Consider the following 22035-nt stretch of genomic DNA (forward strand, 5'->3'; position numbering starts at 1 on the left):
CATTCCCATGTTCCGCTTCGCCCATTTCTTCATCGACCGGCCGATCTTCGCCACCGTGCTCTCGGTGCTGCTGACGATCGCCGGCGCCATCGCGCAGCGCTCGCTGCCGATCGCCGAATATCCCGAAATCGCGCCGCCCACGGTCTCGATCACCGCAACCTATCCGGGCGCCTCGGCCGAGACGGTCGCCGCCACGGTGGCGACGCCGATCGAGCAGGAGGTGAACGGCGTCGACGACATGCTCTACATCACCTCGCAGTCGACCGGCGACGGGCGGGTGACGATCAACGTCGTCTTCAAGGGCGGCACCGATGTCGACCAGGCGCAGGTGCTGGTGCAGAACCGCGTCTCGCAGGCCGAAGCGCGCCTGCCCGCCGAGGTGCGCCAGCTCGGCCTGCAGGTCCGCAAGGCCTCGCCCGACTTCCTGATGGTCATCAACATGATCTCGCCGGACGGGTCGCGCGACGCGCAATACATCTCCAACTACGCCTCGCTCTATGTGAAGGACGTGCTGACCCGCGTCGACGGCGTCGGCGACGTGCAGGTCTTCGGCGCACGCGACTTCTCGATGCGCATCTGGCTCGACCCGGCGAAGGTCGCGGCCCGCAACCTGACGGCGGGCGACGTCGTCGCGGCGCTGCGAGCCGCGAACGTGCAGGTCGCGGCCGGCGCACTGAACCAGCCGCCGGCGAAGTCGGACGAAGCCTTCCAGCTCTCGGTCAACACGCTCGGCCGCCTGACCGAGATCTCGGAATTCGAGAACATCGTCGTCCGCTCGGACGCCGATGGCGGCACGATCCGCGTGCGCGACATCGCGCGTGTCGAGCTGGGCTCGCAGGACTACACCACCAACGCCTATCTCGATAACAAGAACACCGTCGCCATCGGCGTCTTCCAGCGGCCGGGCTCGAACGCGCTCGCGACCTCGGACAAGCTGATCGCGACGATGGCCGAGATGGCCAAGCAGTTCCCTGTCGGCCTCGAGCACCGCATCATCTACAATCCGACCGAGTTCATCGGCGAGTCCGTCGACGCCGTCGTGCGGACGCTGCTCGAAGCGGTCGTGCTGGTCGTGATCGTGGTGATCCTGTTCCTGCAGACCTGGCGCGCCGCGATCATCCCGATCGTCGCGATCCCGGTCTCGCTGGTCGGCACCTTCCTGGTGATGAGCGCCGTCGGCATCTCCTTCAACACGATCTCTCTGCTCGCGCTGGTTCTCGCCATCGGCATCGTCGTCGACGACGCGATCGTGGTTGTGGAGAATGTCGAACGCTATCTCGCCGAGGGCATGTCGCCCAAGGAAGCCGCGCACAAGACCATGGACGAGGTCGGTGGCGCGCTGCTGGCGATCGCGCTCGTGCTCTGCGCCGTGTTCATCCCGACCGCCTTCATCAGCGGCCTGCAAGGCACGTTCTACCAGCAGTTCGCGGTCACGATCGCGGCCTCGACGGCGATCTCCTGCTTCGTCTCGCTGACGCTCTCGCCGGCGATGTCGGCCGTGCTCCTCAAGGCCCACAAGAAGCATGACGAGAACGAGCAGCACGGCTTCTTCTACAAGCTGGGCGCGCCGATCCGCGGGTTCTTCCATTATTTCAACGCCGGCTTCGACTGGCTGTCGCGGACCTATGGACGCGTCACCTCGCGCCTCATCCGCATCGCGGTGATCCTGCTGATCGTCTATTCCGGCCTGATCGCGGCGACCGTCTGGGACATCCGCCGGACGCCGACCGGCCTCGTGCCCCAACTCGACCGCGGGTATTTCATCATCGCGATGCAGTTGCCGCCGGGTGCCTCGCTGCAGCGCACGGACGACGTGCTGCGCAAGGCCAACGACCTCCTGCTGTCACGCCCTGGCGTCGCCCATACCGTCGCCTTCGCCGGCCTCGACGGCGCGACCTTCACGATCGCGCCGAATGCCGGCGTCGCCTTCGTGACGCTCTCGCCGTTCAAGGACCGCGAGAAGGCGGGGCTGACCACCGCCGGCATCCTGAACGACCTGCGCCAGCAGATGTTCACGATTCCCGAGGCCTTCACGCTCGTCATCGAGCCGCCGGCCATTCCGGGCATCGGCACGGGCGGCGGCCTGAAGGGTTATGTCCAGGATCGCGGTGGGCGCGGCCTCGCGGCGCTGGAAGGCGCGGCCTGGGTCGTCGCCGGCTCGGCCGGGCAGGTCCCGGGAATCCAGCAGCCTTTCACGCTGTTCTCGACCAAGACGCCGCAGATCTACGCCGATATCGACCGCACCAAGGCGGAGATGCTCGGCGTGCCGGTGACGCGCATCTTCGAGACGCTGTCGGTCTATATGGGTTCGGCCTATATCAACGACTTCAACCTGCTGGGCCGGACCTATCGCGTCACGGCGCAAGCCGACAACCCGTTCCGCCTGACCACGCGCGACGTCGCCAATCTCAAGACCCGCAATGCGGATGGCGAGATGGTGCCGATCGGCTCGATCGCGTCCTTCCAAGACACGACCGGCGCCTATCGCGTGCCGCGCTACAACCTCTATCCGGCAGCGGAAGTGCAGCTCTCGATGGCGCATGGCTTCTCGACCGGACAGGGCATCGCGGCGGTCGAGAAGATCGCGGCGGAGCGGCTGCCGGCCGGGTTCGGCTTCGAATGGACCGAGATCGCGCTGCAGGAGAAGCTCGCGGGCAATACCGCGGTCATCGCCTTCGGCCTCGCAGTGGTCTTCGTCTTCCTGCTGCTGGCGGCGCTCTACGAGAGCTGGCTCCTGCCGCTCTCGGTCATCCTGATCGTGCCGATGTGTATCCTGGCCGCGATGTTCGGGGTGAACTATGCCGGGCTCGACCGCAACATCCTGGTCGATATCGGCCTGGTGGTGCTCGTCGGCCTCGCCGCCAAGAACGCGATCCTGATCGTCGAGTTCGCCAAGCAGGCGGAGGACGAGGGCATGCATCGCCGCGACGCGGCGATCGCCGCCGCCAAGACCCGCCTGCGGCCGATCCTGATGACCTCGATGGCCTTCATCCTCGGCGTGCTGCCGTTGACCGTCTCGGTCGGCGCCGGCGCCGAGATGCGCCAGGCGATGGGCATCGCGGTGTTCTCCGGCATGCTGGGCGTGACCTTCTTCGGCCTGATCTTCACGCCTGTGTTCTACGTGATGGTGCGCTGGCTGGCGGACCTGCGCGGGAACAAGCGGAAGGCTGCCGCGACGCAGGCGTCCGGAGCCCATTGAGGCCGCGGAAGGTCTGGGACAGCCAACAAGAAAGGGGCCGCAGCGATGCGGCCCCTTTTTCGTTCGCCGGTCACCGGCGGGCGGCTCGCCGCACCTGCTCCGCAAGGCTCAAACCAGACGCCGCGCCAAGGCCCGGCAGAGCGGCGCAAGGCCGGCGGCGACCAGCGTACCGATCACTCTGGCGCCCAGATCCGGAATCGTCTCGCCGCGCGCCAACTGGACGATCGTCAGCAGGATCATCAGCCCGGCGATGAGGACGAGAATACCGGCGAACACCATCAGGCAGGCATAGGCCATCGCGCGGCTGACGATCATCGCCGTCTCCTTGGAAGGGGTGGTCGCCGCAACCTACTTATCGGACCCCACAGTCGTCATCCCGGACAAGCGGCAAAGCCGCGCCGATCCGGGATCCATGCCTGAATCTTCCCGAAAAATGTTCAGGCATGGATCCCGGGTCTTCGCTTCGCTCCGCCCGGGATGACAGGGTCTTTCCTTGAGACGTTTCAGTCAGATCCGAATCCGGCTCAGCCCCACCAGCGCTCGGAGACCGCGAAGCGGCCCGCTGCCTGCTCGATCACCTCGCCGAGGGAGAACAGCGCCTCCTCGTCGAAGGGGCGGCCGATGAGCTGCAAGCCAAGCGGCAGGCCCTGTGCGTCGAGGCCGGCGGGCACGGCGATGCCGGGCAGGCCGGCCATGTTCACCGTCACCGTGAAGATGTCGTTCAGGTACATCTCGACCGGATCGGCCGAGCCCTTCTCGCCGATGCCGAAGGCGGCGGACGGGGTCGCCGGCGTCAGAACCGCGTCGATGCCCTGCGCGTAGACCGTCTCGAAATCGCGCTTGATCAGCGTGCGGATCTTCTGGGCCCGGACGTAGTAGGCGTCGTAATAGCCGGCCGAGAGCACATAGGTGCCGATCATGATGCGGCGCTTGACCTCGGCGCCGAAGCCGGCGGCGCGGGTCTTCTCGTACATCTCGACGATGTCCTTGCCCTGCTCGCGCAGGCCGTAGCGGACGCCGTCATAGCGGGCAAGATTCGAGGAAGCCTCGGCCGGGGCGACAATGTAGTAGGCCGGCAGGGCGTATTTGGTGTGCGGCAGCGAGATCTCGACGATCTCGGCACCGGCCGCCCTCAGCCATTCGATGCCCTGCTGCCAAAGCGCGTCGATCTCGGCGTTGAGACCGTCCAGGCGGTACTCGCGGGGAATGCCGATCTTCATGCCCTTCACCGAGCGGCCGACAGCCGCCTCATAATCCGGCACGGCCATGTTTACCGAGGTCGTGTCCTTCGGATCGTGGCCGGACATCGAGCGCAGCATCACCGCGGCGTCGCGCACGGTCTTGGCGATCGGCCCGGCCTGATCGAGCGAGGAGGCGAAGGCGACCGTGCCCCAGCGCGAGCAGCGGCCATAGGTCGGCTTGATGCCGACCGTGCCGGTGAAGGCGGCCGGCTGGCGGATCGAGCCGCCAGTATCGGTCGCGGTCGCGGCTAGGCAGAGATCGGCAGCAACGGCCGAAGCCGAACCGCCCGACGAGCCGCCCGGCACGAGATGATTGCCTTCAACCGCACCGCCCTGCCCTGCGCCGACATTGGAGCCCTTGCGGCGCCAAGGATTCACGACGTTACCGAAAGCCGAGGTCTCGTTCGACGAGCCCATGGCGAATTCGTCGTTGTTGAGCTTGCCGAGCATCACGGCGCCGTCGCGCCAGAGCTGGCTCGTCACGGTCGATTCATAGGCCGGCACGAAATTGCCGAGGATATTCGAGCAGGCGGTGGTGCGCACGCCGTTGGTCGCGAACAGGTCCTTGATACCGAGCGGCAGGCCTTCGAGCGGGCCCGCCTCGCCCCTGGCGAGCTTCTCGTCGGAAGCCGCGGCCTGCTTCAGGGCATGTTCGGGCGTTTCCAGCACATAGGCGTTGAGGGCGCGGGCCTTCTCTACGGCGGCGATATGGGCCTTCGTCAATTCGGTCGCGGAGAAAGTCTTGGCTTTCAGGCCGTCGCGGGCCTCGGTCAGCGTCAGGCGGGTGAGATCGGTCACGGGAGAATTCCGGAATTTATCTGGTCGCAAAGGCCGGATCGCAACGCGCATCCGGGATGGTCGAAGGAGCGCGCCGCGCCCTTATTCGATCACCTTCGGCACCATGAAATAATCGTCTTCGGAGGCCGGAGCGTTGGCGACGATCGCGTCGGCGATCTCGCCGTCGGTGACCACGTCCTCGCGCTGCTTCATCGCCATCGGCGTCACCGATGTCATCGGCTCGACGCCGTCGACATTCACCTCGTTGAGCTGCTCGACGAAGCCTAGGATGGCGTTGAGCTCGCCTTGCAGCTTGGGCAGATCGGCCTCCGGCACGGCGATGCGCGCGAGATGCGCGACGCGTTTGACGGTGGCGAGATCGACCGACATGGCGGACTCCTGGATAGGGCGCGGATCACGCGCCGGAAACGGTTCGCCGCGCTATAGCGCGGCGAATGGGCAAACGTAAATCAGCATTGAGCGATCGAGGCGGTTTCTCCGGCTCAGATCGCGAAAGCCTCACCCTTCTTCGGCAGCACGACTTCAATGCCGCTGCCCTGCATGCCGGCGACGAAGGCATCGGCGTTCTGGTCGATGATCGGGAAGGTGCCGTAATGGCTGGGGATCGCGACCTTCGGCTTGACGAAGCGGGTCATGGCGAGCGCGGCGACTTTGCCACCCATGGTGAAGCGGTCGCCGATCGGGCAGATGCAAGTCTCGACGCCGTGGATTTCGCTGAGCAGCGCCATATCCGAGAAGATATCGGTGTCGCCCATGTGCCAGAGCGCCTTCTGCCCCTTGGCCTTGATGATCGCCCCATTGGCATTGCCGACGGGGACATTGACGCCGCCCTCGCCCATCCCGGCCGAGTGATCGGCGCGGACAAGCGTGACACTGAACGGACCGAGATCGACCGTGCCGCCGGTGTTCATCGGGCTGAAGTTCTTCAAGCCCTGCGAGGCCAGATGCATGGCGAGGTCGTAATTGGTGATCACCGTCGCGCCCGTCTTCTCGGCGATATCCAGCGTGTCGCCGACATGGTCACCATGGCCGTGGGTAACGACGATATGGCTGATGCCCTTGGAGATCGCCGCGACATCACCCGCGAAGGCCGGGTTCCCGGTGAAGAACGGATCGATCAGGATGGCGGCGCCGTCGAGATCGACGCGGAAGGCGGAATGGCCGTACCAGGTGAGTTTCATGCGAAGGCTCCGGGCTTTCGAAATGCCGGCCCCTATCTAGGCCGATCCGGGCCGCCGACCAAGTCGACATTGCAGGCAGAGAGAGGCAGGCTGGCGCCATGACGAACCCACGGAATCGCCCCATGACCGACGCCGCCACGCTCGCTCGCCGGATCGCCCAGGGCCATGGCGACGAGCCGGCCGATCTCGTCATCAAGGGCGCGAAGCTCCTCGATCTCGTCACCGGCACGCTGGTCGAGAGCGATATCGCCATCTGCGGCGACACCATCGTCGGCACCTACGGGACCTACGATGGCAAGCGCGTCATCGATGCCAAGGGCCTGATCGCCGTGCCCGGCTTCATCGACACGCATCTGCACATCGAATCCTCGCTGGTGACGCCGCTCGAATTCGAGCGCTGCGTGTTGCCGCATGGCGTCACCACCGCGATCTGCGACCCGCACGAGATCTCGAACGTGCTCGGCACTGAGGGCATCCGCTATTTCCTGGCCTGCGCCGAGGCGATGCGGATGGATTTGCGCGTCAATCTCTCAAGCTGCGTGCCGGCGACGCATCTGGAGACGGCGGGTGCGGCGCTGGAGGCCTCTGACCTCACGCCGATGATGGATCACCCCAAGGTGATCGGCCTGGCCGAGTTCATGAATTTCCCGGGCGTGATCCATCGCGATCCCGGCTGCCTCGCCAAGCTGGAAGCCTTCTCGCATCGCCATATAGACGGCCACGCACCGCTCGTCCGTGGTCTGGACCTCAACGCCTATCTCGCGGCCGGCATCCGCACCGACCACGAGACCACGACCGCCGACGAAGCCCGCGAAAAGCTGGCCAAAGGCATGGCGATCCTGATCCGCGAAGGCTCGGTCTCGAAGGACCTGCATCAGCTCATCCCGTTGATCTCGCGGGACACCTCGCCCTTCCTCGCGTTCTGCACCGATGACCGCAACCCGCTCGACATCGGCGAGGAAGGCCATCTCGACTACATGATCCGCACCGCCATCGCGGAGGGCGCGGATGTGCTGGCGACCTATCGCATCGCCTCCTTGTCGGCTGCGCGGAATTTCGGACTGTTCGATCGCGGCTTCATCGGGCCGGGCAAGCGCGCCGATATCGTGCTGGTCGAGGATCTCGCCGCCTGCTCGGTGAAGCAGGTTCTGACAGGTGGCCGGCTGGTCGAGGAGGCGCTGTTCGCGGACCGGGCGACGATCGCGCCGGTCGGGCTCGGCAGCGTGAAGAGCCGCAAGCTCGCTCCCGCCGATTTCTCCGCGAAGGCGCGCGAGGGCGAAACGCCGGTGATCGGCGTGGTGCCGGGCCGGATCATCACCGAGCGCCTTTCGATGGCCCTGCCCTCGCGCGATGGCGAAGCCCTGCCCGATCTGGCGCAGGACGCGATCAAGGTCACGGTGATCGAGCGGCACGGCAAGAACGGCGGCATCGCCACAGGCTTCGTCCACGGCTTCGGCATGAAGCGCGGCGCGATTGCCTCCTCCGTCGGCCATGACAGCCATAATCTCTGCGTCGTCGGCATCGACGAGGCCTCGATGGCGGCGGCGGCCAACCGGTTGATCGAGATCGGCGGCGGCTTCGCTGTGGCCGACGGCGGCGCGGTCACGGCGGAGCTGGCGCTGCCGGTCGCGGGGCTGATGAGCGAGCAGCCTTTCGAGGCGGTGCGGCACGATCTGGAGGGCTTACGCGCCGCGGCGAAGGCGCTCGGCGTCGTGCTGGCCGAGCCCTTCCTGCAGGTCGCCTTCCTGACCCTGCCGGTGATCCCGCATCTCAAGATCACCGACAAGGGGCTGGTCGATGTGGATCGGTTCGATTTCGTGTGAGACTGTGGTGGTGGGCTATAACGCCTACCAATCGCCCAGCGTCTGCAATGGGTCGATAGCTGCCATTCGCTGGCAGCCCGTCTGGGGCTATAAGCACTCTCAATGCATACAGGTCGACGAGCGTGGGTCTAGCCGGTGATTTTCGAAGGGGAGCGAATGGAGGCCGTAGCTCGAATTGATTTGGCGACATTGCGCGATATCGGCTGGAAAGAATGGGACCCTATTGGCCTGTCCGAACTCAAGGAGATTGGGCTAGCCGACGTTGCCGACGAATATGACCGATATCTGCTCGCGGTGGCTCGCCACCTCCGTCAAGGGGGATCGGTCGAGGAAGCCACCAAATACCTGCTGACCGTCGAACGCGACTACATGGGGCTAGGCGTTTACCAAGGGCAAGATGCGCGAGCTAGCACGGTCGCGTTATCGATCCAACGCTATCTTGCCGCGCTGGATGCTCAGAGCGGGAAGTCCGCTTAGGGTCGAAAGCAGTCGTTCCCGATCGACCGACTTGCGCCCTAAATCCGCTCCTCCAGCGCCGCCATGACCTTCTCGGCCACGAGCCCGGACACCCGCCCGTTCGACTCCACCGTATTGCCGGCGATATGCGGCGTCAGGATCAGGTTCGGCGCGCCCGCGAAGACCTTGGCGGCGTCCTTGCCGAGCGGCTCCTGCTCGTAGACGTCGATCGCGGCGCCGCCGAGCTTGCCGGCCTTGAGTGCTTTCACCAAGGCCGCCTCGTCCATGATGCCGCCGCGCGCGGTGTTGATCAGGATCGCGTCCGGCTTCATCCGGGCGAAGGCCTTCGCGTCGATCATCCCGCGGGTTTCCGCGGTAAGCGGCACATGCAGGCTGATGACATCGGCCTCGGCCAGCAATTCGTCGAGCTCCAGCCGCCGCACGCCGCTCCAGGCAGGATCGTCGGCTGGCAGGCGCGGATGGTAGGCCGCCACCTCCATGCCGATGGCGCGGGCATGATGGGCGACGTCGCGGGCGATGGAGCCGAAGCCGACGAGGCCCATCAGCTTGCCGGCGATCTCGCGGCCGATCAGCTTGGTCTTGGGGAATTCGCCGGCGAGCATCGCGGCATTGGCGAAATAGGCGCCGCGCAGCAGGGTCATCGTCGTGCCGATGACGTATTCGACGACGGAGAGGCTGTTGGCGCCCGTCGCGGGGAAGACGCGGATGCCGCGTGCGGCGCAAGCTTCCATGTCGAGATTATCGAGGCCGACGCCGAGGCGGCCGATGACTTTCAGCCGCTTCGCCGACGCCAGCACCTTGCCGCGAACCTGCGTCTGGTTGCGCACGATCACGGCCGGGACATCGGCGAAGAGCCGCGCCATCTCGTCCGGGTTGGCATAGAGCTCGGGATCGTAATGGACCGAAAAGCGCGCCCTCAGGTTGGCGACGGCGGTGTCGTCCATGAATTCGGTGATGACGATGTCGGTCATGGGGCAGTGCTGACGATGAAACGAAGGCGTTGATCGGGGCCGTAGAGCGGCGCGACGAAGGTCTCGACGAGACGCCCGCCGTTCTTCTCGATGATGCGGCGCGAGGCGTGGTTGGTCGCGTCACAGGTGATGACGATCTCGGGCAGTCCGGCCTCGCGCGCCACGGCCAGCATCGCAGCGAGCGCCGCGGTAGCGTAGCCATGGCCGGCAAAGGCCGGCAGGATGGTGTAGCCGACATGGCCGAGCACATGGTCCGGCAGGGCGAGGATCGGGCGGCCGTCCTTCTCCTGCCAGCGCAGGTTGATCGAGCCAATGAAGGGCCGCTCCAGGCGATCCTCGGCGAAAATCCAGCGCGTCGGGCCGGGAATGCGGTCGACCTCGCGGCCATCCGGCAGCTTGATGCGGCCCGGCCCACCGCGCGTCTCGGCGAGGAAGGCATCGGGATCGGCGGCGATGGCGGCAAGCTGCTGCGGCGCGACGTTGCGTGTCGTATTCGGCGACCAGCCACTGCGCAAAGCCGCCTGATAGGCGTCTAGCAGGGACTTGTCGGGAACTTGCAGCGAAATCCGCGCCGGCACGGGAGGCATCCTTCTCAAGCGGCCGTGCCGCTTACCACGCCGGCGCCTATAACGTGGCGGCCGGCAATGCGCGATGACTTCCGCGCTACAGCGGCCGGAAACCCGCCATTCTCCCGGCGCATCAGAGAGGTATCGCTCGCGAGACCGGCCGGCGCGTGATACCGCCATGCCATGACCAGTGCCGTCGTTCCGCTCGAAGCCTTCATCGACCTGCCCACCCATGCCCGGCTGCTCGGGCTCGATCTCGGCACCAAGACGATCGGGCTAGCGCTTTCCGATCTGGAACGGCAGATCGCCTCGCCACTGGAGACGATCCAGCGGGTCAAGTTCGGGCTCGACGCTGCCGCGCTGCTGAAGGTGGCGAACAAGCATCAGGTGGCCGGACTGGTGATCGGCCTGCCGCTCAACATGGACGGCACGGAAGGTCCGCGCGTGCAGTCCACCCGCGCGTTCGTGCGCAATCTCCTGCCCCTCACCGATCTGCCGATCGTGTTCTGGGACGAACGGATGTCGACGCTGGCGGTGACGCGCACCCTGCTCGATGCCGATGCCTCGCGCGCCAAGCGCGCCGCCGTCGTCGACAAGATGGCGGCCGCCTATATCCTGCAGGGCGCGCTCGACCGGCTGGACCGGCTCGGCCCGCAGGAGGCCGAGGACGAGGACCAATACGACTGAAGGCCGCCCGCGCGATGGCGAAGCGGCCTTCAAGGAAACCTGACGACTGCTGCCGGCGAGAGGCGGCCTAGCGGAAGAGCTGCCCGCGCTTGATCGCCTTCTTCTGCGCTTCGCGCTCGTTCTTCACCGCGCGCTTCTGCTCTTCGATCGTCATCCCAGCCATCGGATTCTGCTGGCGGCCATAGCCACGACCCCGACCATCATCGCGGCCATAGCCGCCGCCCGAGCCGTAACGCGGCCCGCGGTCGTCATAGCGCTGGGAATCGCGGCGCTCGTAGTCGCGGCGTTGGTAGCCGTCCCGCGACCGGCGTTCGTAACCTTCGCCGGAGCGGCGCTCGTAACCATAGCCCTGGCCGCCATAATACTGGGCGACCGCCGGCTGGGCGGAAGCCCATGCCAGCGCGATCAGGCCAAGTCCGGCGATCCCGGCGCGTCGAAGCGGTTTCATCGTGACAATCCCCCTATCCATCGATCCATGACGCCATGCATGACGTCGAAATCCGAAAAAATTCCTCACACACAAAGGCCCGCGCGAATTGCGCGGGCCTTGCAAGGCCGACCGTTCAAGGGCGATCAGCGATCATAGCGCCAGTCATAGGGCTGCTGATAGTAATAGCGGCGCGGATAGGCGTAGACCGGTGCCGGAGCGGCATAATAGCCGTCATCGTAATAGTAGCTCGGCGCCGCATAGGCGCGGTTCTGGGCCGCGATCGCCGCCGCGCCGAGGATGCCGAGGCCGATCGCGCCGGCGACAGCCGCGCCGCGCGACGGCCCCCGCGAATAGCCACGATAGCCGCCGCGGTAGCGATACTGCGTGTACTCGGCCTGCGCCTTGTCGAGGCGCGCCGGGTCAAAACCACGCGTTTCCCCGGCCATGGCCGGAACGGCGAAGCTGCCGGCGGCGACGCTGGCCACGGTCAGCGCAACGGCGGCTTTTTTCTTCAGAGACATCATGACGGCATCTCCTTTCGCGAGATTACCCAATGTTGAAGCCAGCATGGGGCCATCCGGTTGAATGGGACCTGAACCAATCGCGGCAGCATTGCGGCAGGGACAGGGCGCTCTTTCCCCCGCGCCCTTGCCAGCCACGGGAGGCCATGACAGGGACAGGTCTGTTCGTCAGTAAAAACGACGGCGCGCCGCCATTGTTCCCGACGGCCCGCCGCTGTTCCTGCCCGCTCTCCCTTCCGGCCCCTGCATGCTCGACAGCCTGATCGCCGTCTTTCTCGTCATCGCGACGGGCTGGTTCCTGAAGGCGCGGGGGATCGTCTCGCCGGCGCACTGGGTCGGCGTCGAGCGCCTGACCTATCAGGTGCTGTTTCCGGCGGTGGTGATCCATACGCTCGCCATGGCCGACCTGCGCAGCATGCCGGTTCTCGGCATGGGCTCGAGCCTCGTGCTCGCGATCCTCAGCGTCGCCGCCCTGCTCCTGCTCGCCCGCCCGCTGCTGGCGCGCGCCGGCATCGGCGGGCCGGCCTTCACCTCGATCTTCCAGGGCTCGGTGCGCTGGAACACCTTCGTCGGCCTCGCGCTGGCCGCCGGCCTGCAAGGACGCACCGGCACGACGCTGATGGCGATCGCCGTCGCCTCGATGATCCCGCTGCTGAACGTCATGTGCGTGTTCGTGCTCGCCCGCTATGCCAGCGGCAAGCCGATGAGCCTCGGCGCGACGATCCGCTCGATCCTCTACAACCCGTTCATCTGGTCCTCGGCCGCCGGGCTGGCGCTGAACCAGATCCAGTGGATGCTGCCCAGCGCCTTCACCGGCTATCTCGACGTTCTCGGGCGCGCCTCGCTCGGCATCGGATTGCTGGTGGTCGGCTCGGCGCTCGATCTCGACAAGCTCGCCCGTCCGCGGCTGGCCCATGCGGTGGCTGTCTGCCTGAAGCTCGCGGTCCTGCCCGTGCTCGCCTGGCTCTATGCCGGCTGGTTCGGCGTCACCGGCCCAGCGCTGGCGATGACCGTGGTCGCAGGCGCCGTGCCGACCGCGACCGCCGCTTATTTCCTGGCGCGCGATCTCGGCGGCGATGCGCCGCTGATGGCAGAGATCACGACCCTGCAGACGCTGCTCGCGCTGGCGACGCTCCCGGCAGCCGTCCTTCTTCTCACTTAGTATGCCGTCGCTTAGTATACTAATGCTTGAAATTCGTTCACATTTGCAATCTATAATTGCATATCCGTAGGGAATCGCAGCCCCGCGGACGAGTTGGTCCCCCATTATGGGAGGGAATCCATTCGCCATGAAGCATAAAGTGTCCAAGCTCATCTCGCTCGAATCCGACCCGGAGGGTCGCAACGACGAGGTTCGCAATCGGCCGATGACGCCGCTGGAGGCGGCCTCCTTCATCGAGGGCATGGCTGCCGAGCTGCGCATCATGGCCCGCAACACCAAGCTCAGCACGCTCAGCTATTTCCTGGAGATGGCCCGGATCGAGGCCTCCGCCGAAATCGAGCGACTGGCCTCGCCGAGTCGCGAACGTCACTGAGCGAACGCGCGGCGCTCAAGGCGCGAGGCGCGACAGGGCTCCGCCGGGATGGCGCCGTATCGCGCCCGTGAGTTCCAGTTCGACCAGGACATGGCCGACCTCGCCCGCCGCGAGACCGCTGGCCCGGACAAGATCGTCGAGCGCGATCGGCGTCGGCCCGAGGAGATCGAGCACACGGCGGCCGGGATCGGCGGCACCGGCCGACCGCGATGACGAGGCAGGCTCCAGCTCGAAGCCATCCTCGTGCCGGGCATAGCCGGGCGCCGGTATGATCTCGGGCAGGTCGAGCTCGTCCCACATCGCCTCGGAGGCCGGCTCGCCGACGGCCTCGCGCATGAGGCGAGGCGGAGGCGACAGGTCGAGCTCGCGCTTGCGCAAGGGCTGCAGCGCCTCGATCACATGGGCCGATTCAGCGCAGAGCGTCGCGCCCTCCCGGATGAGGTGGTTGCCGCCCTCGGCACGTGGATCGAGTGGCGAGCCCGGCACGGCGAAGACCAACCTGCCCTGCTCGTTGGCGAAGCGCGCCGTGATCAGCGAGCCCGAGCGGCGCGCCGCCTCGACCACGACCGTCCCCAGCGACAGCCCCGAAACCAGGCGGTTGCGGCGCGGGAAGTCACGGGCACGGGCCACCCAGCCGAGCGGCATCTCGCTGACGACGGCGCCGCGTTCCACGATGCGTCGGGCGAGCGGGATGTTCTGCGGCGGATAGATCTCGTCGAGCCCGCCGGCGAGCACGGCGACCGTACCGGTATCGAGGCTCGCCTCATGGGCGGCGGTGTCGATGCCGCGCGCGAGCCCCGAAACCACCGCGAAATCCGCCTCGCCAAGCTCGCGGGCGAGGCGCGCGGTGAATTTCATGCCGGCCGCCGAGGCGTTGCGTGAGCCGACCAGCGCCACACCAGGGCGTTGCAGGATATCGGCGCGCCCGAGCACCGCCAGCAAAGGCGGGGCCGAATCGATCGCCTGCAATGGCAGGGGATAGTCGGCTTCGCCCAGCGCGATGAAGCGGCCGCCGAGGCGCGACAGGCCGTCGAACTCGCGCTCGGCCTCTCCGGCCGGGCAGATGCGGATGTCGCGGCCCGCCTGCCGGGCGAGATCCGGCAGCGCGTCCAGCGCCGCCGCCGCGCCGCCGAAACGGTTCATCAGGGAGCGGAAGCTGCGCGGGCCGATGCTCTCGCTGCGGATCAACCGCAACCAATCGAGACGCTGGCGATCGGACAGGACGATCCCAGCCATGGCCCCGTCAGCCCTTCTGGCCGATCTTGCCTTCGCGCCCGGCCAAGAGCCGGGCGATGTTCTCCCGGTGCATGATCCAGAGCAGGACGGTGAGCCCGGCCATGACGAGCGCCGCCTTGGGCATCCCGACCCAGAACCAGAGCAGGAGGGGCGTCAGCGCGCTGGCGACCAATGCCGAAAGCGAGGAATAGCGGAAGAGGTAAGCGAGGCTCAGCCAGATCGCCGCGAAGACGAGCGCGATCGAGGCCTTCACGCCGATCAGCACGCCAATATAGGTCGCGACGCCCTTTCCGCCCTTGAAGCCCAGCCAGACCGGGAAGAGATGGCCGAGAAAGGCGCCGACGCCAGCCGCCAGCGCCGCCTCCGGACCGCCGAGGAAGCGCGCGCCGACGAGGACCGCGACCGTGCCCTTCAGCATGTCGCCGACGAGGGTCGCGGCCGCGAGCTTCTTGTTGCCGGTGCGCAGCACGTTGGTCGCGCCGATATTGCCCGAGCCGATGCTGCGCAGATCGGGGCCACCGGCGAGCTTGGTCAGGATGATGCCGAAGGGGATCGAGCCGAAGAGATAGCCGACGACGAGGGCGACCAGCGTGGCGGGGCCGGAGAGGCCCCAGTTCAGAACATCCGTCATGCCGCCCCTTTTCCCCGCGGTTCGCGGACAGCCTAGCCCGGCTCAGCCTCGTAAGCCACCCGGCCGCCGACGAAAGTCGCCGCCACGATGCCCTCCAGCCGGGCCTCGTCGAAGGGAGAGTTCTTGGCGCGCGACTTGAGCTTGCGCTTGTCGACGACGAACGGCGCCTCGGGATCGAAGAGCACGAGGTCGGCGGGGGCACCGACCGCGAGCTTGCCGGCGGAAAGGCCGATCAACGCTGCCGGCCGCGCCGAGAGCGCGGCAAGAAGTTGCGGCAGGCTAACCTGCCCGGCCTGGACCAGGCGCTGGGCAGCCGAGAGCATGGTCTCGATGCCGAGCGCGCCGTCGGCGCATTCGGCGAAAGGCTGGCGCTTGGTCTCGACATCCTGCGGGTCGTGATCGGAAACGACGACGTCGATCACGCCCTCGGCCAGGGCCGCGACCATGGCGAGGCGGTCGTCCTCATGGCGCAACGGCGGCGTGACCTTGCAGAAGGTGCGGTACTCGCCGACGTCGTTCTCGTTGAGGGTGAGGTTGTTGATCGAGACGCCGCAGGTGATGCGCACGCCGTCCTGCTTGGCGCGGCGCACCAATTCGACCGATTCCGCGCAGGAGATCATCGCGGCATGGTAGCGGGCGCCGCTGGCGCGGGCGAGGCGGATGTCGCGCTCCAGCATCACCGTCTCGGCCTCGATCGGAATGCCCGGCAGACCCTTGCGGCTGGCGAATTCGCCATCGTTCATCACGCCGGAGCCGCGCAGATCGGGGTCCTCGACATGATTCATGATGAGGGCATCGAAGTTGCGGGCATAGATCATGGCGCGGCGCATGACCTGCGGATTGCGCAGACCCCTCGCGCCATCGCAGAAGGCGACCGCTCCGGCCTCCAGCAGCAGGCCGAACTCGGTGATCTCCTTGCCCTCCAGCCCCTTGGTCAGGGCGGCGCAGGAAAGCACGTTGACGACGGCCTTGTCGCGGGCACGGCGCTTGACGAAATCGATGATCGCGGGATCATCGATCACCGGGTTGGTATCCGGGCGGCAGACCACCGTGGTGACGCCGCCGGCGGCAGCGGCCTGCGAGCCTGTGCCGAGCGTCTCGCGGAATTCGGCGCCGGGCTCGCCGAGGAAGGCGCGCAGATCGACGAGGCCGGGCGTCAGCACCTGGCCCTTGGCATCGATGCGGCGCACGCCCTCGCCCGTGGCAGGGGCGCCCTGCCATTCGACCGAGGCGATCGCGCCATCGCGGATCAGAACGGAACCTGCGCCCTCGCGCCCGGTGCCTGAGTCGATCAGGCGCGCGTTGACGATTGCCAAGTCTCTCGACGTCATGTCCTGCGTGTCAGCCATGTTCGGTCTCTTTACGCTCAGACATTCGGCAGGTGCTGGGCGAGCGCATCGAGCACCGCCATGCGGACGGCGACGCCCATCTCGACCTGCTCGCGGATCAGCGACTGGGCCCCGTCGGCGACGGCGGAGGAAATCTCGACGCCGCGGTTCATCGGGCCGGGATGCATCACCAGCGCGTCAGCCTGAGCGCGCGCCAGCTTCTCCTGATCGAGCCCGTAATAGCGGAAATACTCCTTCGCCGAGGGCACGAAGGCGCCGTTCATGCGCTCGAGCTGGAGGCGCAGCATCATGACGATGTCGGCGCCTTCCAGGCCCTTATTCATGTCGGTGAAGATCTCGACGCCCATGCGCTCGATGCCGGGCGGCAGCAGCGTCGTCGGGGCGATCAGTCGGACTTTCGCGCCAAGCGCGTTCAGCAGGATGATGTTGGAGCGGGCGACGCGCGAATGCAGGATGTCGCCGCAGATCGCCACCGTCAGGCCCTGGATGCGGCCCTTGTTGCGGCGGATCGTCAATGCGTCGAGCAGGGCTTGCGTCGGATGCTCATGCGCGCCGTCACCGGCATTGATCACCGAGCAGCCGACCTTGCGGGCGAGCAGGTTGACCGCGCCCGCCGCATGATGGCGCACCACGATGATGTCGGGACGCATCGCGCTCAGCGTCGCCGCCGTGTCGATCAGTGTCTCACCCTTCTTCACCGAGGAGAAGGCGACGGACATGTTCATCACGTCGGCGCCGAGGCGCTTGCCGGCGAGTTCGAACGAGGCCTGCGTCCGGGTCGAAGGCTCGAAGAACAGGTTGATCTGGGTGCGGCCGCGTAGCGCCGTGGTCTTCTTCTCGACCTGCCTGGAGAGGGAGACATAGTCCTCCGCCCTGTCCAATAGCGCTTCGATGTCCAGATGGGACAACCCCTCGATCCCGAGGAGATGGCGGTGCGGGTAGAGCGGTGCTGGCGATGTCATTTGAAGCAGGCTGTTTAGGCGCGAGTCGTTGATGGCGCAAGCCGCCCCGGGCCGGGAGCGCACATGTCCTGTGGGTCGTGGAGCTTTCGGCCGAACGGCGCTACCAATCGGGTTTTCCGCTGTGCGTGAGGATGCTGCCTTGTCCAGCCTGACCGATGCCTTCGTCCCCGCCGCGGATGGCACCCTCTGGCAGACGATCGCGCCCGCCAAGGCCGGCTTCGACCCGGACAGACTGAAAGCTGCGGTCGATTTCGCTCGCGAGCAGGAAAGCCCCTGGCCGCGCAGCCTGTACTATCCGGACGGCAGCTATGTCGGGAATGTCGAGTGGAACGAGCGCGGCCCCTGGACCGAGATCGTCGGCCCGGTGCGCGAGCGCGGCGGCCCGGCCGGGCTGATCCTGAAGGGCGGGCGCATCGTCGCCGAATGGGGCGATACCGCCCGCACCGACATGACCTTCTCGATCGCCAAGAGCTATCTCGCGGTGCTCGCCGGCATCGCCTTCGACGACGGGCTGATCACGGATGTGGACGAGGCGGTCGGCGCGACGGTCGCCGGCCCCGTCTTCTCCGGGGCTCATAACGGCCAGATCACCTGGCGCCACCTGCTGCAGCAGTCCAGCGAATGGCAGGGCGAGATCTTCGGCAAGTCCGACCAGGTCGACCATAACCGCCAGATCGGCCCCGGCGCCGATAACAGCCGCAAGGGCCAGCGCCGCGAGCTCAAGACGCCCGGCTCTTTCTACGAATATAACGACGTGCGGGTGAACGTGCTGTCCTACGCGCTGCTGGAGCGCTTCCGCCGGCCGCTGCCGGAGGTGCTGCGCGAGCGGGTGATGGACCCGATCGGCGCCTCGCCGGATTGGCGCTGGGAGGGCTACAGCACCTCGTTTACGGATATCGACGGACGCTCGATCCAATCGGTGCCGGGCGGCGGTCATTGGGGCGGCGGGCTGTTCATCGGCGCGCGCGATCATGCCCGCTTTGGCCTGCTGATCGGCCGGCAGGGCGACTGGGGCGGCCGGCAGATTCTGTCACGCGAGTGGGTGAAGCGGATGCTGACGCCCTCGCCCACCCTGACGAATTACGGCTATCTCTGGTGGCTGGCGGCGCGCCCGGGCGTGCCGGCCTCGTCCTTCTCGGCGCTCGGCGCCGGCAGCAATGTGATCTGGGTCGATCCCGAGCAGGACGTCGTCGCCGTGCTGCGCTGGATCAACGGCGCCCAGACCGATGGCTTCATCGACCGGCTGGTGGCGGCGCGGGGCTGAGGCTCCGCTTGCAAAGCCGGCGATCGCCCCCATGTCTCACCGCTGCATCAGCGGGCAGGCGATCGTCGTCACCACCCATTCGGGGTTTGACAGAGCGGGCGCGCTGAACCACTTTCGCGCGCAAATCCGAACCGCAGCGGTCTTGCGGGTCGCGGGACCGCCCTTCAGGGCCGGCTCCGCGCTCTGATCAAGGCTGTCATCGAGACACGAAAACCATGAAGCTCCTCGTCGTCGAGTCGCCGGCCAAGGCCAAGACGATCAACAAATACCTGGGCTCCGACTACGAGGTGATCGCCTCGTTCGGGCATATCCGCGACCTGCCGGCCAAGGACGGCTCGGTCGAGCCCGACAACGACTTCTCCATGAAATGGGAGATCGAGGGCCGCGGCGCCAAGCAGGTTGCCGAGATCGCGCGCGCCGTTAAGGGCGCCGAGAAGCTGATCCTCGCAACCGACCCGGATCGCGAGGGCGAGGCGATCTCCTGGCATGTGCTGGAAGCGCTGAACCAGAAGAAGGTGCTCAAGGGCATCCCCGTCGAACGCGTCACCTTCAACGCCGTCACCAAGGACGCCGTGCAGAAGGCTCTGGCCAATCCGCGCGCGATCGACCAGGCGCTGGTCGATGCCTATCTGGCGCGCCGGGCGCTCGACTATCTCGTCGGCTTCACGCTCTCGCCGGTGCTGTGGCGGAAGCTCCCGGGCGCCCGCTCGGCCGGCCGCGTGCAGTCGGTGGCGCTGCGGCTCGTCTGCGACCGCGAGCGCGAGATCGAGGCCTTCCGGGCCCGCGAATACTGGTCGCTGGTGGCGACGCTCGCGACCACGTCCGGCCAGACCTTCGAGGCCCGGCTCGTCGGCGCCGACGGCAAGAAGATCGCCCGGCTCGATATCGGCAACGAGGAAGAGGCCAAGGCCTTCAAGGCGGCGCTGGAAACCGCGCTCTTCACCGTTAGCGAGGTCGAGGCCAAGCCGGTCAAGCGCCATCCGCAGCCGCCCTTCCAGACCTCGACGCTGCAGCAGGAGGCCTCGCGCAAGCTCGGCCTCGCCCCGGCGCGGACGATGCAGCTCGCCCAGCGCCTCTATGAAGGCGTCGATATCGGCGGCGAGACCGTCGGCCTCATCACCTATATGCGTACCGACGGCGTCGACATGGACGGCTCGGCGATTGCTGCGGCACGCCGCGTTATCGGCAAGGAATTCGGCGAGAAATACGTGCCGAACGCGCCGCGCAAATACACGGTCAAGGCCAAGAACGCGCAGGAGGCCCACGAGGCCATCCGCCCGACCGATCTCGGCCGCCTGCCGGCCATGGTCGCGCGCCAGCTCGAACCCGAGCAGGCCAAGCTCTACGAACTGATCTGGAAGCGCACCATCGCGAGCCAGATGGAATCGGCCGAGATGGAGCGCACCACGGTCGATATCTCCGCCAAGGTCGGCGCCCGCAATCTCGACCTGCGCGCCTCCGGCCAGGTCGTGCTCTTCGACGGCTTCCTGACGCTCTATCAGGAAAGCCGCGACGACGAGGAGGACGAGGATTCCAAGAAGCTGCCGGCGATGAAGGCCGGCGACAAGCTGGAGAAGCGCGCGATCGCCGCCGACCAGCATTTCACCGAGCCGCCGCCACGCTTCTCGGAAGCGAGCCTGGTCAAGCGCATGGAAGAGCTCGGCATCGGCCGGCCGTCGACCTATGCCGCGACGCTCTCGACGCTGCGCGACCGCGAGTATGTCCGCATCGAGAAGAAGCGCCTCGTGCCCGAGGACAAGGGTATGCTGGTCACGGCGTTCCTGGAGAGCTTCTTCAAGCGCTATGTCGAGTTCGACTTCACGGCCAACCTGGAAGAGAATCTCGACCGCGTCTCCAATGCCGAGATCGACTGGAAGGCGCTGCTGCGCGCGTTCTGGGACGAGTTCCAGGCCTCGATCGGCGAGACCAAGGATCTGCGCGTAGGCGACGTGCTGGAGGCGCTGAACGGCATCCTCGGCGACTATATCTTTCCGAAAAAGGCCGACGGCTCCGATCCTCGGGTGTGCCCCACCTGCGGCAACGGCCAGCTCTCGCTGAAGCTCGGCAAGTTCGGCGCCTTCGTCGGCTGCTCGAACTATCCGGAATGCCGCTATACGCGCCCCCTCTCCGTGCCCGCCGCCGATGGCGAGGCGTCTGCCGAGGGCGGCCAGGGCGCGCCGGGCGTGCGCATCCTCGGCACCGACCCCGTGACCAATCTCGAAGTCACGCTGCGCGACGGCCGCTTCGGCCCCTATATCCAGCTCGGCGAGGGCGAGAAGCCCAAGCGCTCGAGCCTGCCCAAGGGCATGAGCCCGGCGAGCGTGACGCTGGAGAAGGCGCTCGCCCTGCTCTCGCTGCCGCGCGAAGTCGCCCGGCATCCCGAGAGCGGCGAACCGATCCTCGTCGGCATCGGGCGCTTCGGGCCTTACGTCCAGCACGGCAAGGTCTACGCCAATATCGACAAGGACGACGATGTGCTCGAACTCGGCGCCAACCGCGCCATCGACCTGATCGTCGCCAAGGAAAGCGGCGGCGGGCGTGGCCGGGCTGCGGCGACGCCGGGCCGGGCGCTCGGCGACCATCCCGCCGGAGGCGCCCTGGAGGTCAAGGCCGGCAAATACGGACCTTACGTCGCCTGGGGCAAGATCTTCGCGACCCTGCCCAAGACGATGACGGCCGAGAGCATCACGCTGGAACAGGCGATCGAGCTGGCGAACGCCAAGGCCGAGGCCAAGGGCGGCAAGGGCAAGCCGAAGGCCGCTGCAGGTGCAGCCAAGGCCAAGGCGCCCGCCAAGAAGGCTGCGGCAAAGAAGACCCCTGCGAAGAAGGCGGCCGAGGCAGAGCCGGCCGCGAAAAAGGCACCGAAGGCCGCGCGCGGCTAACGGGCTTTAGATGCCTGGGACGGCCTGAATGCGGCTCGCGAGTTGGCTCCTGATCGGAGGCGGAGCAGTGCTCTGCCTTCTCGCTTTCGCGGGCTGGGTCGGGCTCAACCTCTTCGCCTGCGGCCTAGCCTCGGGCGGCTGCAGCCTCTCCCGGTTCTACTTTCGCTGGGAGGATACGGAAGCCCTCATGGTCTTCGTCCCGCCCTTCGTGCTGGGCTGCGTCCTGACCGCGACCGGCCTGATCCTGCGGATCAGCGGCCGTTCACGCCGGTCCTAGTGGCG

Annotated in this window: 21 protein-coding genes; 9 read left to right on the forward strand and 12 right to left on the reverse strand. The window is 66.9% G+C overall.

From position 1 onward, the window contains the following. Positions 1-7: 7 nt before the first annotated feature. Positions 8-3199 (forward strand): efflux RND transporter permease subunit, encoded by a 3192-nt coding sequence (locus tag Q9235_RS03945; protein ID WP_306225484.1) that lies wholly within the window; start codon positions 8-10, stop codon positions 3197-3199. Positions 3200-3307: 108 nt separating this feature from the next. Here the strand turns inward: Q9235_RS03945 and Q9235_RS03950 are convergent, their stop codons facing one another. The 4 genes from Q9235_RS03950 to Q9235_RS03965 form a co-directional block, all read right to left on the reverse strand. Next, a complete protein-coding gene (locus Q9235_RS03950) occupies positions 3308-3514 on the reverse strand; it encodes a hypothetical protein (RefSeq protein ID WP_306225485.1) in 207 nt (68 codons plus the stop codon). A gap of 209 nt (positions 3515-3723) precedes the next feature. Further along, entirely contained in the window at positions 3724-5238 is a 1515-nt protein-coding gene (gatA, locus tag Q9235_RS03955; RefSeq protein ID WP_306225486.1) for an Asp-tRNA(Asn)/Glu-tRNA(Gln) amidotransferase subunit GatA, read from the reverse strand. Positions 5239-5319: 81 nt separating this feature from the next. Further along, entirely contained in the window at positions 5320-5607 is a 288-nt protein-coding gene (gene gatC / locus Q9235_RS03960; protein WP_199087433.1) for an Asp-tRNA(Asn)/Glu-tRNA(Gln) amidotransferase subunit GatC, read from the reverse strand. Between the two features lie 113 nt (positions 5608-5720). Then, positions 5721-6419 carry a metal-dependent hydrolase gene (locus Q9235_RS03965; RefSeq protein WP_306225487.1) on the reverse strand — a complete coding sequence of 233 codons (699 nt, stop codon included), beginning with the start codon at positions 6417-6419 and terminating at the stop codon, positions 5721-5723. A 122-nt stretch (positions 6420-6541) separates the two neighbouring features. Between Q9235_RS03965 and ade the strand changes: the two genes are divergently transcribed. Both ade and Q9235_RS03975 read left to right on the forward strand, forming a co-directional pair. Beyond that, the gene (gene ade / locus Q9235_RS03970; protein ID WP_306225488.1) at positions 6542-8242 is read left to right on the forward strand and encodes an adenine deaminase; all 1701 of its coding nucleotides are present in this window, start codon (positions 6542-6544) and stop codon (positions 8240-8242) included. Positions 8243-8398: 156 nt separating this feature from the next. Continuing rightward, positions 8399-8719 (forward strand): hypothetical protein, encoded by a 321-nt coding sequence (locus tag Q9235_RS03975; protein ID WP_306225489.1) that lies wholly within the window; start codon positions 8399-8401, stop codon positions 8717-8719. 38 nt (positions 8720-8757) lie between these two features. Here the strand turns inward: Q9235_RS03975 and Q9235_RS03980 are convergent, their stop codons facing one another. Together Q9235_RS03980 and Q9235_RS03985 are read right to left on the reverse strand one after the other, a co-directional pair. Beyond that, positions 8758-9690 carry a hydroxyacid dehydrogenase gene (locus Q9235_RS03980; RefSeq protein WP_306225490.1) on the reverse strand — a complete coding sequence of 311 codons (933 nt, stop codon included), beginning with the start codon at positions 9688-9690 and terminating at the stop codon, positions 8758-8760. Continuing rightward, a complete protein-coding gene (locus Q9235_RS03985) occupies positions 9687-10268 on the reverse strand; it encodes a GNAT family N-acetyltransferase (RefSeq protein ID WP_306225491.1) in 582 nt (193 codons plus the stop codon). The genes Q9235_RS03980 and Q9235_RS03985 overlap by 4 nt, the downstream gene beginning before the upstream one ends. Before the next feature lie 171 nt (positions 10269-10439). Between Q9235_RS03985 and ruvX the strand changes: the two genes are divergently transcribed. Further along, positions 10440-10943 (forward strand): Holliday junction resolvase RuvX, encoded by a 504-nt coding sequence (gene ruvX, locus Q9235_RS03990; RefSeq protein ID WP_306225492.1) that lies wholly within the window; start codon positions 10440-10442, stop codon positions 10941-10943. A 67-nt stretch (positions 10944-11010) separates the two neighbouring features. Here ruvX and Q9235_RS03995 read toward each other — a convergent pair whose 3' ends face one another. Both Q9235_RS03995 and Q9235_RS04000 read right to left on the reverse strand, forming a co-directional pair. Then, entirely contained in the window at positions 11011-11391 is a 381-nt protein-coding gene (locus Q9235_RS03995; protein WP_306225493.1) for a hypothetical protein, read from the reverse strand. Between the two features lie 125 nt (positions 11392-11516). Next, a complete protein-coding gene (locus tag Q9235_RS04000; protein WP_306225494.1) occupies positions 11517-11897 on the reverse strand; it encodes a hypothetical protein in 381 nt (126 codons plus the stop codon). A 244-nt stretch (positions 11898-12141) separates the two neighbouring features. Here Q9235_RS04000 and Q9235_RS04005 point away from each other — a divergent pair, with 244 nt between their 5' ends. Together Q9235_RS04005 and Q9235_RS04010 are read left to right on the forward strand one after the other, a co-directional pair. Beyond that, a complete protein-coding gene (locus tag Q9235_RS04005) occupies positions 12142-13056 on the forward strand; it encodes an AEC family transporter (protein WP_306225495.1) in 915 nt (304 codons plus the stop codon). 127 nt (positions 13057-13183) lie between these two features. Further along, entirely contained in the window at positions 13184-13429 is a 246-nt protein-coding gene (locus Q9235_RS04010; protein ID WP_306225496.1) for a hypothetical protein, read from the forward strand. A 15-nt stretch (positions 13430-13444) separates the two neighbouring features. Here the strand turns inward: Q9235_RS04010 and dprA are convergent, their stop codons facing one another. From dprA to Q9235_RS04030, 4 genes are read right to left on the reverse strand one after another with little or no spacing between them, the layout of a single operon-like run. Continuing rightward, positions 13445-14656, reverse strand: coding sequence for a DNA-processing protein DprA (gene dprA, locus Q9235_RS04015; protein ID WP_306228108.1), 1212 nt, complete (start codon positions 14654-14656; stop codon positions 13445-13447). 16 nt (positions 14657-14672) lie between these two features. Continuing rightward, positions 14673-15296 carry a glycerol-3-phosphate 1-O-acyltransferase PlsY gene (gene plsY, locus Q9235_RS04020; protein WP_306225497.1) on the reverse strand — a complete coding sequence of 208 codons (624 nt, stop codon included), beginning with the start codon at positions 15294-15296 and terminating at the stop codon, positions 14673-14675. A gap of 32 nt (positions 15297-15328) precedes the next feature. After that, complete coding sequence (gene pyrC / locus Q9235_RS04025) at positions 15329-16645, reverse strand: dihydroorotase (RefSeq protein WP_422678267.1); 1317 nt, start codon at positions 16643-16645, stop codon at positions 15329-15331. A gap of 17 nt (positions 16646-16662) precedes the next feature. Then, complete coding sequence (locus Q9235_RS04030; protein ID WP_265059009.1) at positions 16663-17607, reverse strand: aspartate carbamoyltransferase catalytic subunit; 945 nt, start codon at positions 17605-17607, stop codon at positions 16663-16665. A gap of 139 nt (positions 17608-17746) precedes the next feature. Here Q9235_RS04030 and Q9235_RS04035 point away from each other — a divergent pair, with 139 nt between their 5' ends. The 3 genes from Q9235_RS04035 to Q9235_RS04045 all read left to right on the forward strand — a co-directional run bounded on the left by Q9235_RS04035 (position 17747) and on the right by Q9235_RS04045 (position 22030). Then, complete coding sequence (locus Q9235_RS04035) at positions 17747-18871, forward strand: serine hydrolase domain-containing protein (RefSeq protein WP_306225498.1); 1125 nt, start codon at positions 17747-17749, stop codon at positions 18869-18871. Between the two features lie 215 nt (positions 18872-19086). Beyond that, a complete protein-coding gene (gene topA / locus Q9235_RS04040; protein ID WP_306225499.1) occupies positions 19087-21753 on the forward strand; it encodes a type I DNA topoisomerase in 2667 nt (888 codons plus the stop codon). Positions 21754-21781: 28 nt separating this feature from the next. After that, positions 21782-22030 carry a hypothetical protein gene (locus Q9235_RS04045; protein ID WP_306225500.1) on the forward strand — a complete coding sequence of 83 codons (249 nt, stop codon included), beginning with the start codon at positions 21782-21784 and terminating at the stop codon, positions 22028-22030. Positions 22031-22035 lie beyond the last annotated feature (5 nt).

Source organism: Bosea beijingensis, assembly GCF_030758975.1.
GTDB lineage: Bacteria > Pseudomonadota > Alphaproteobacteria > Rhizobiales > Beijerinckiaceae > Allobosea > Allobosea beijingensis.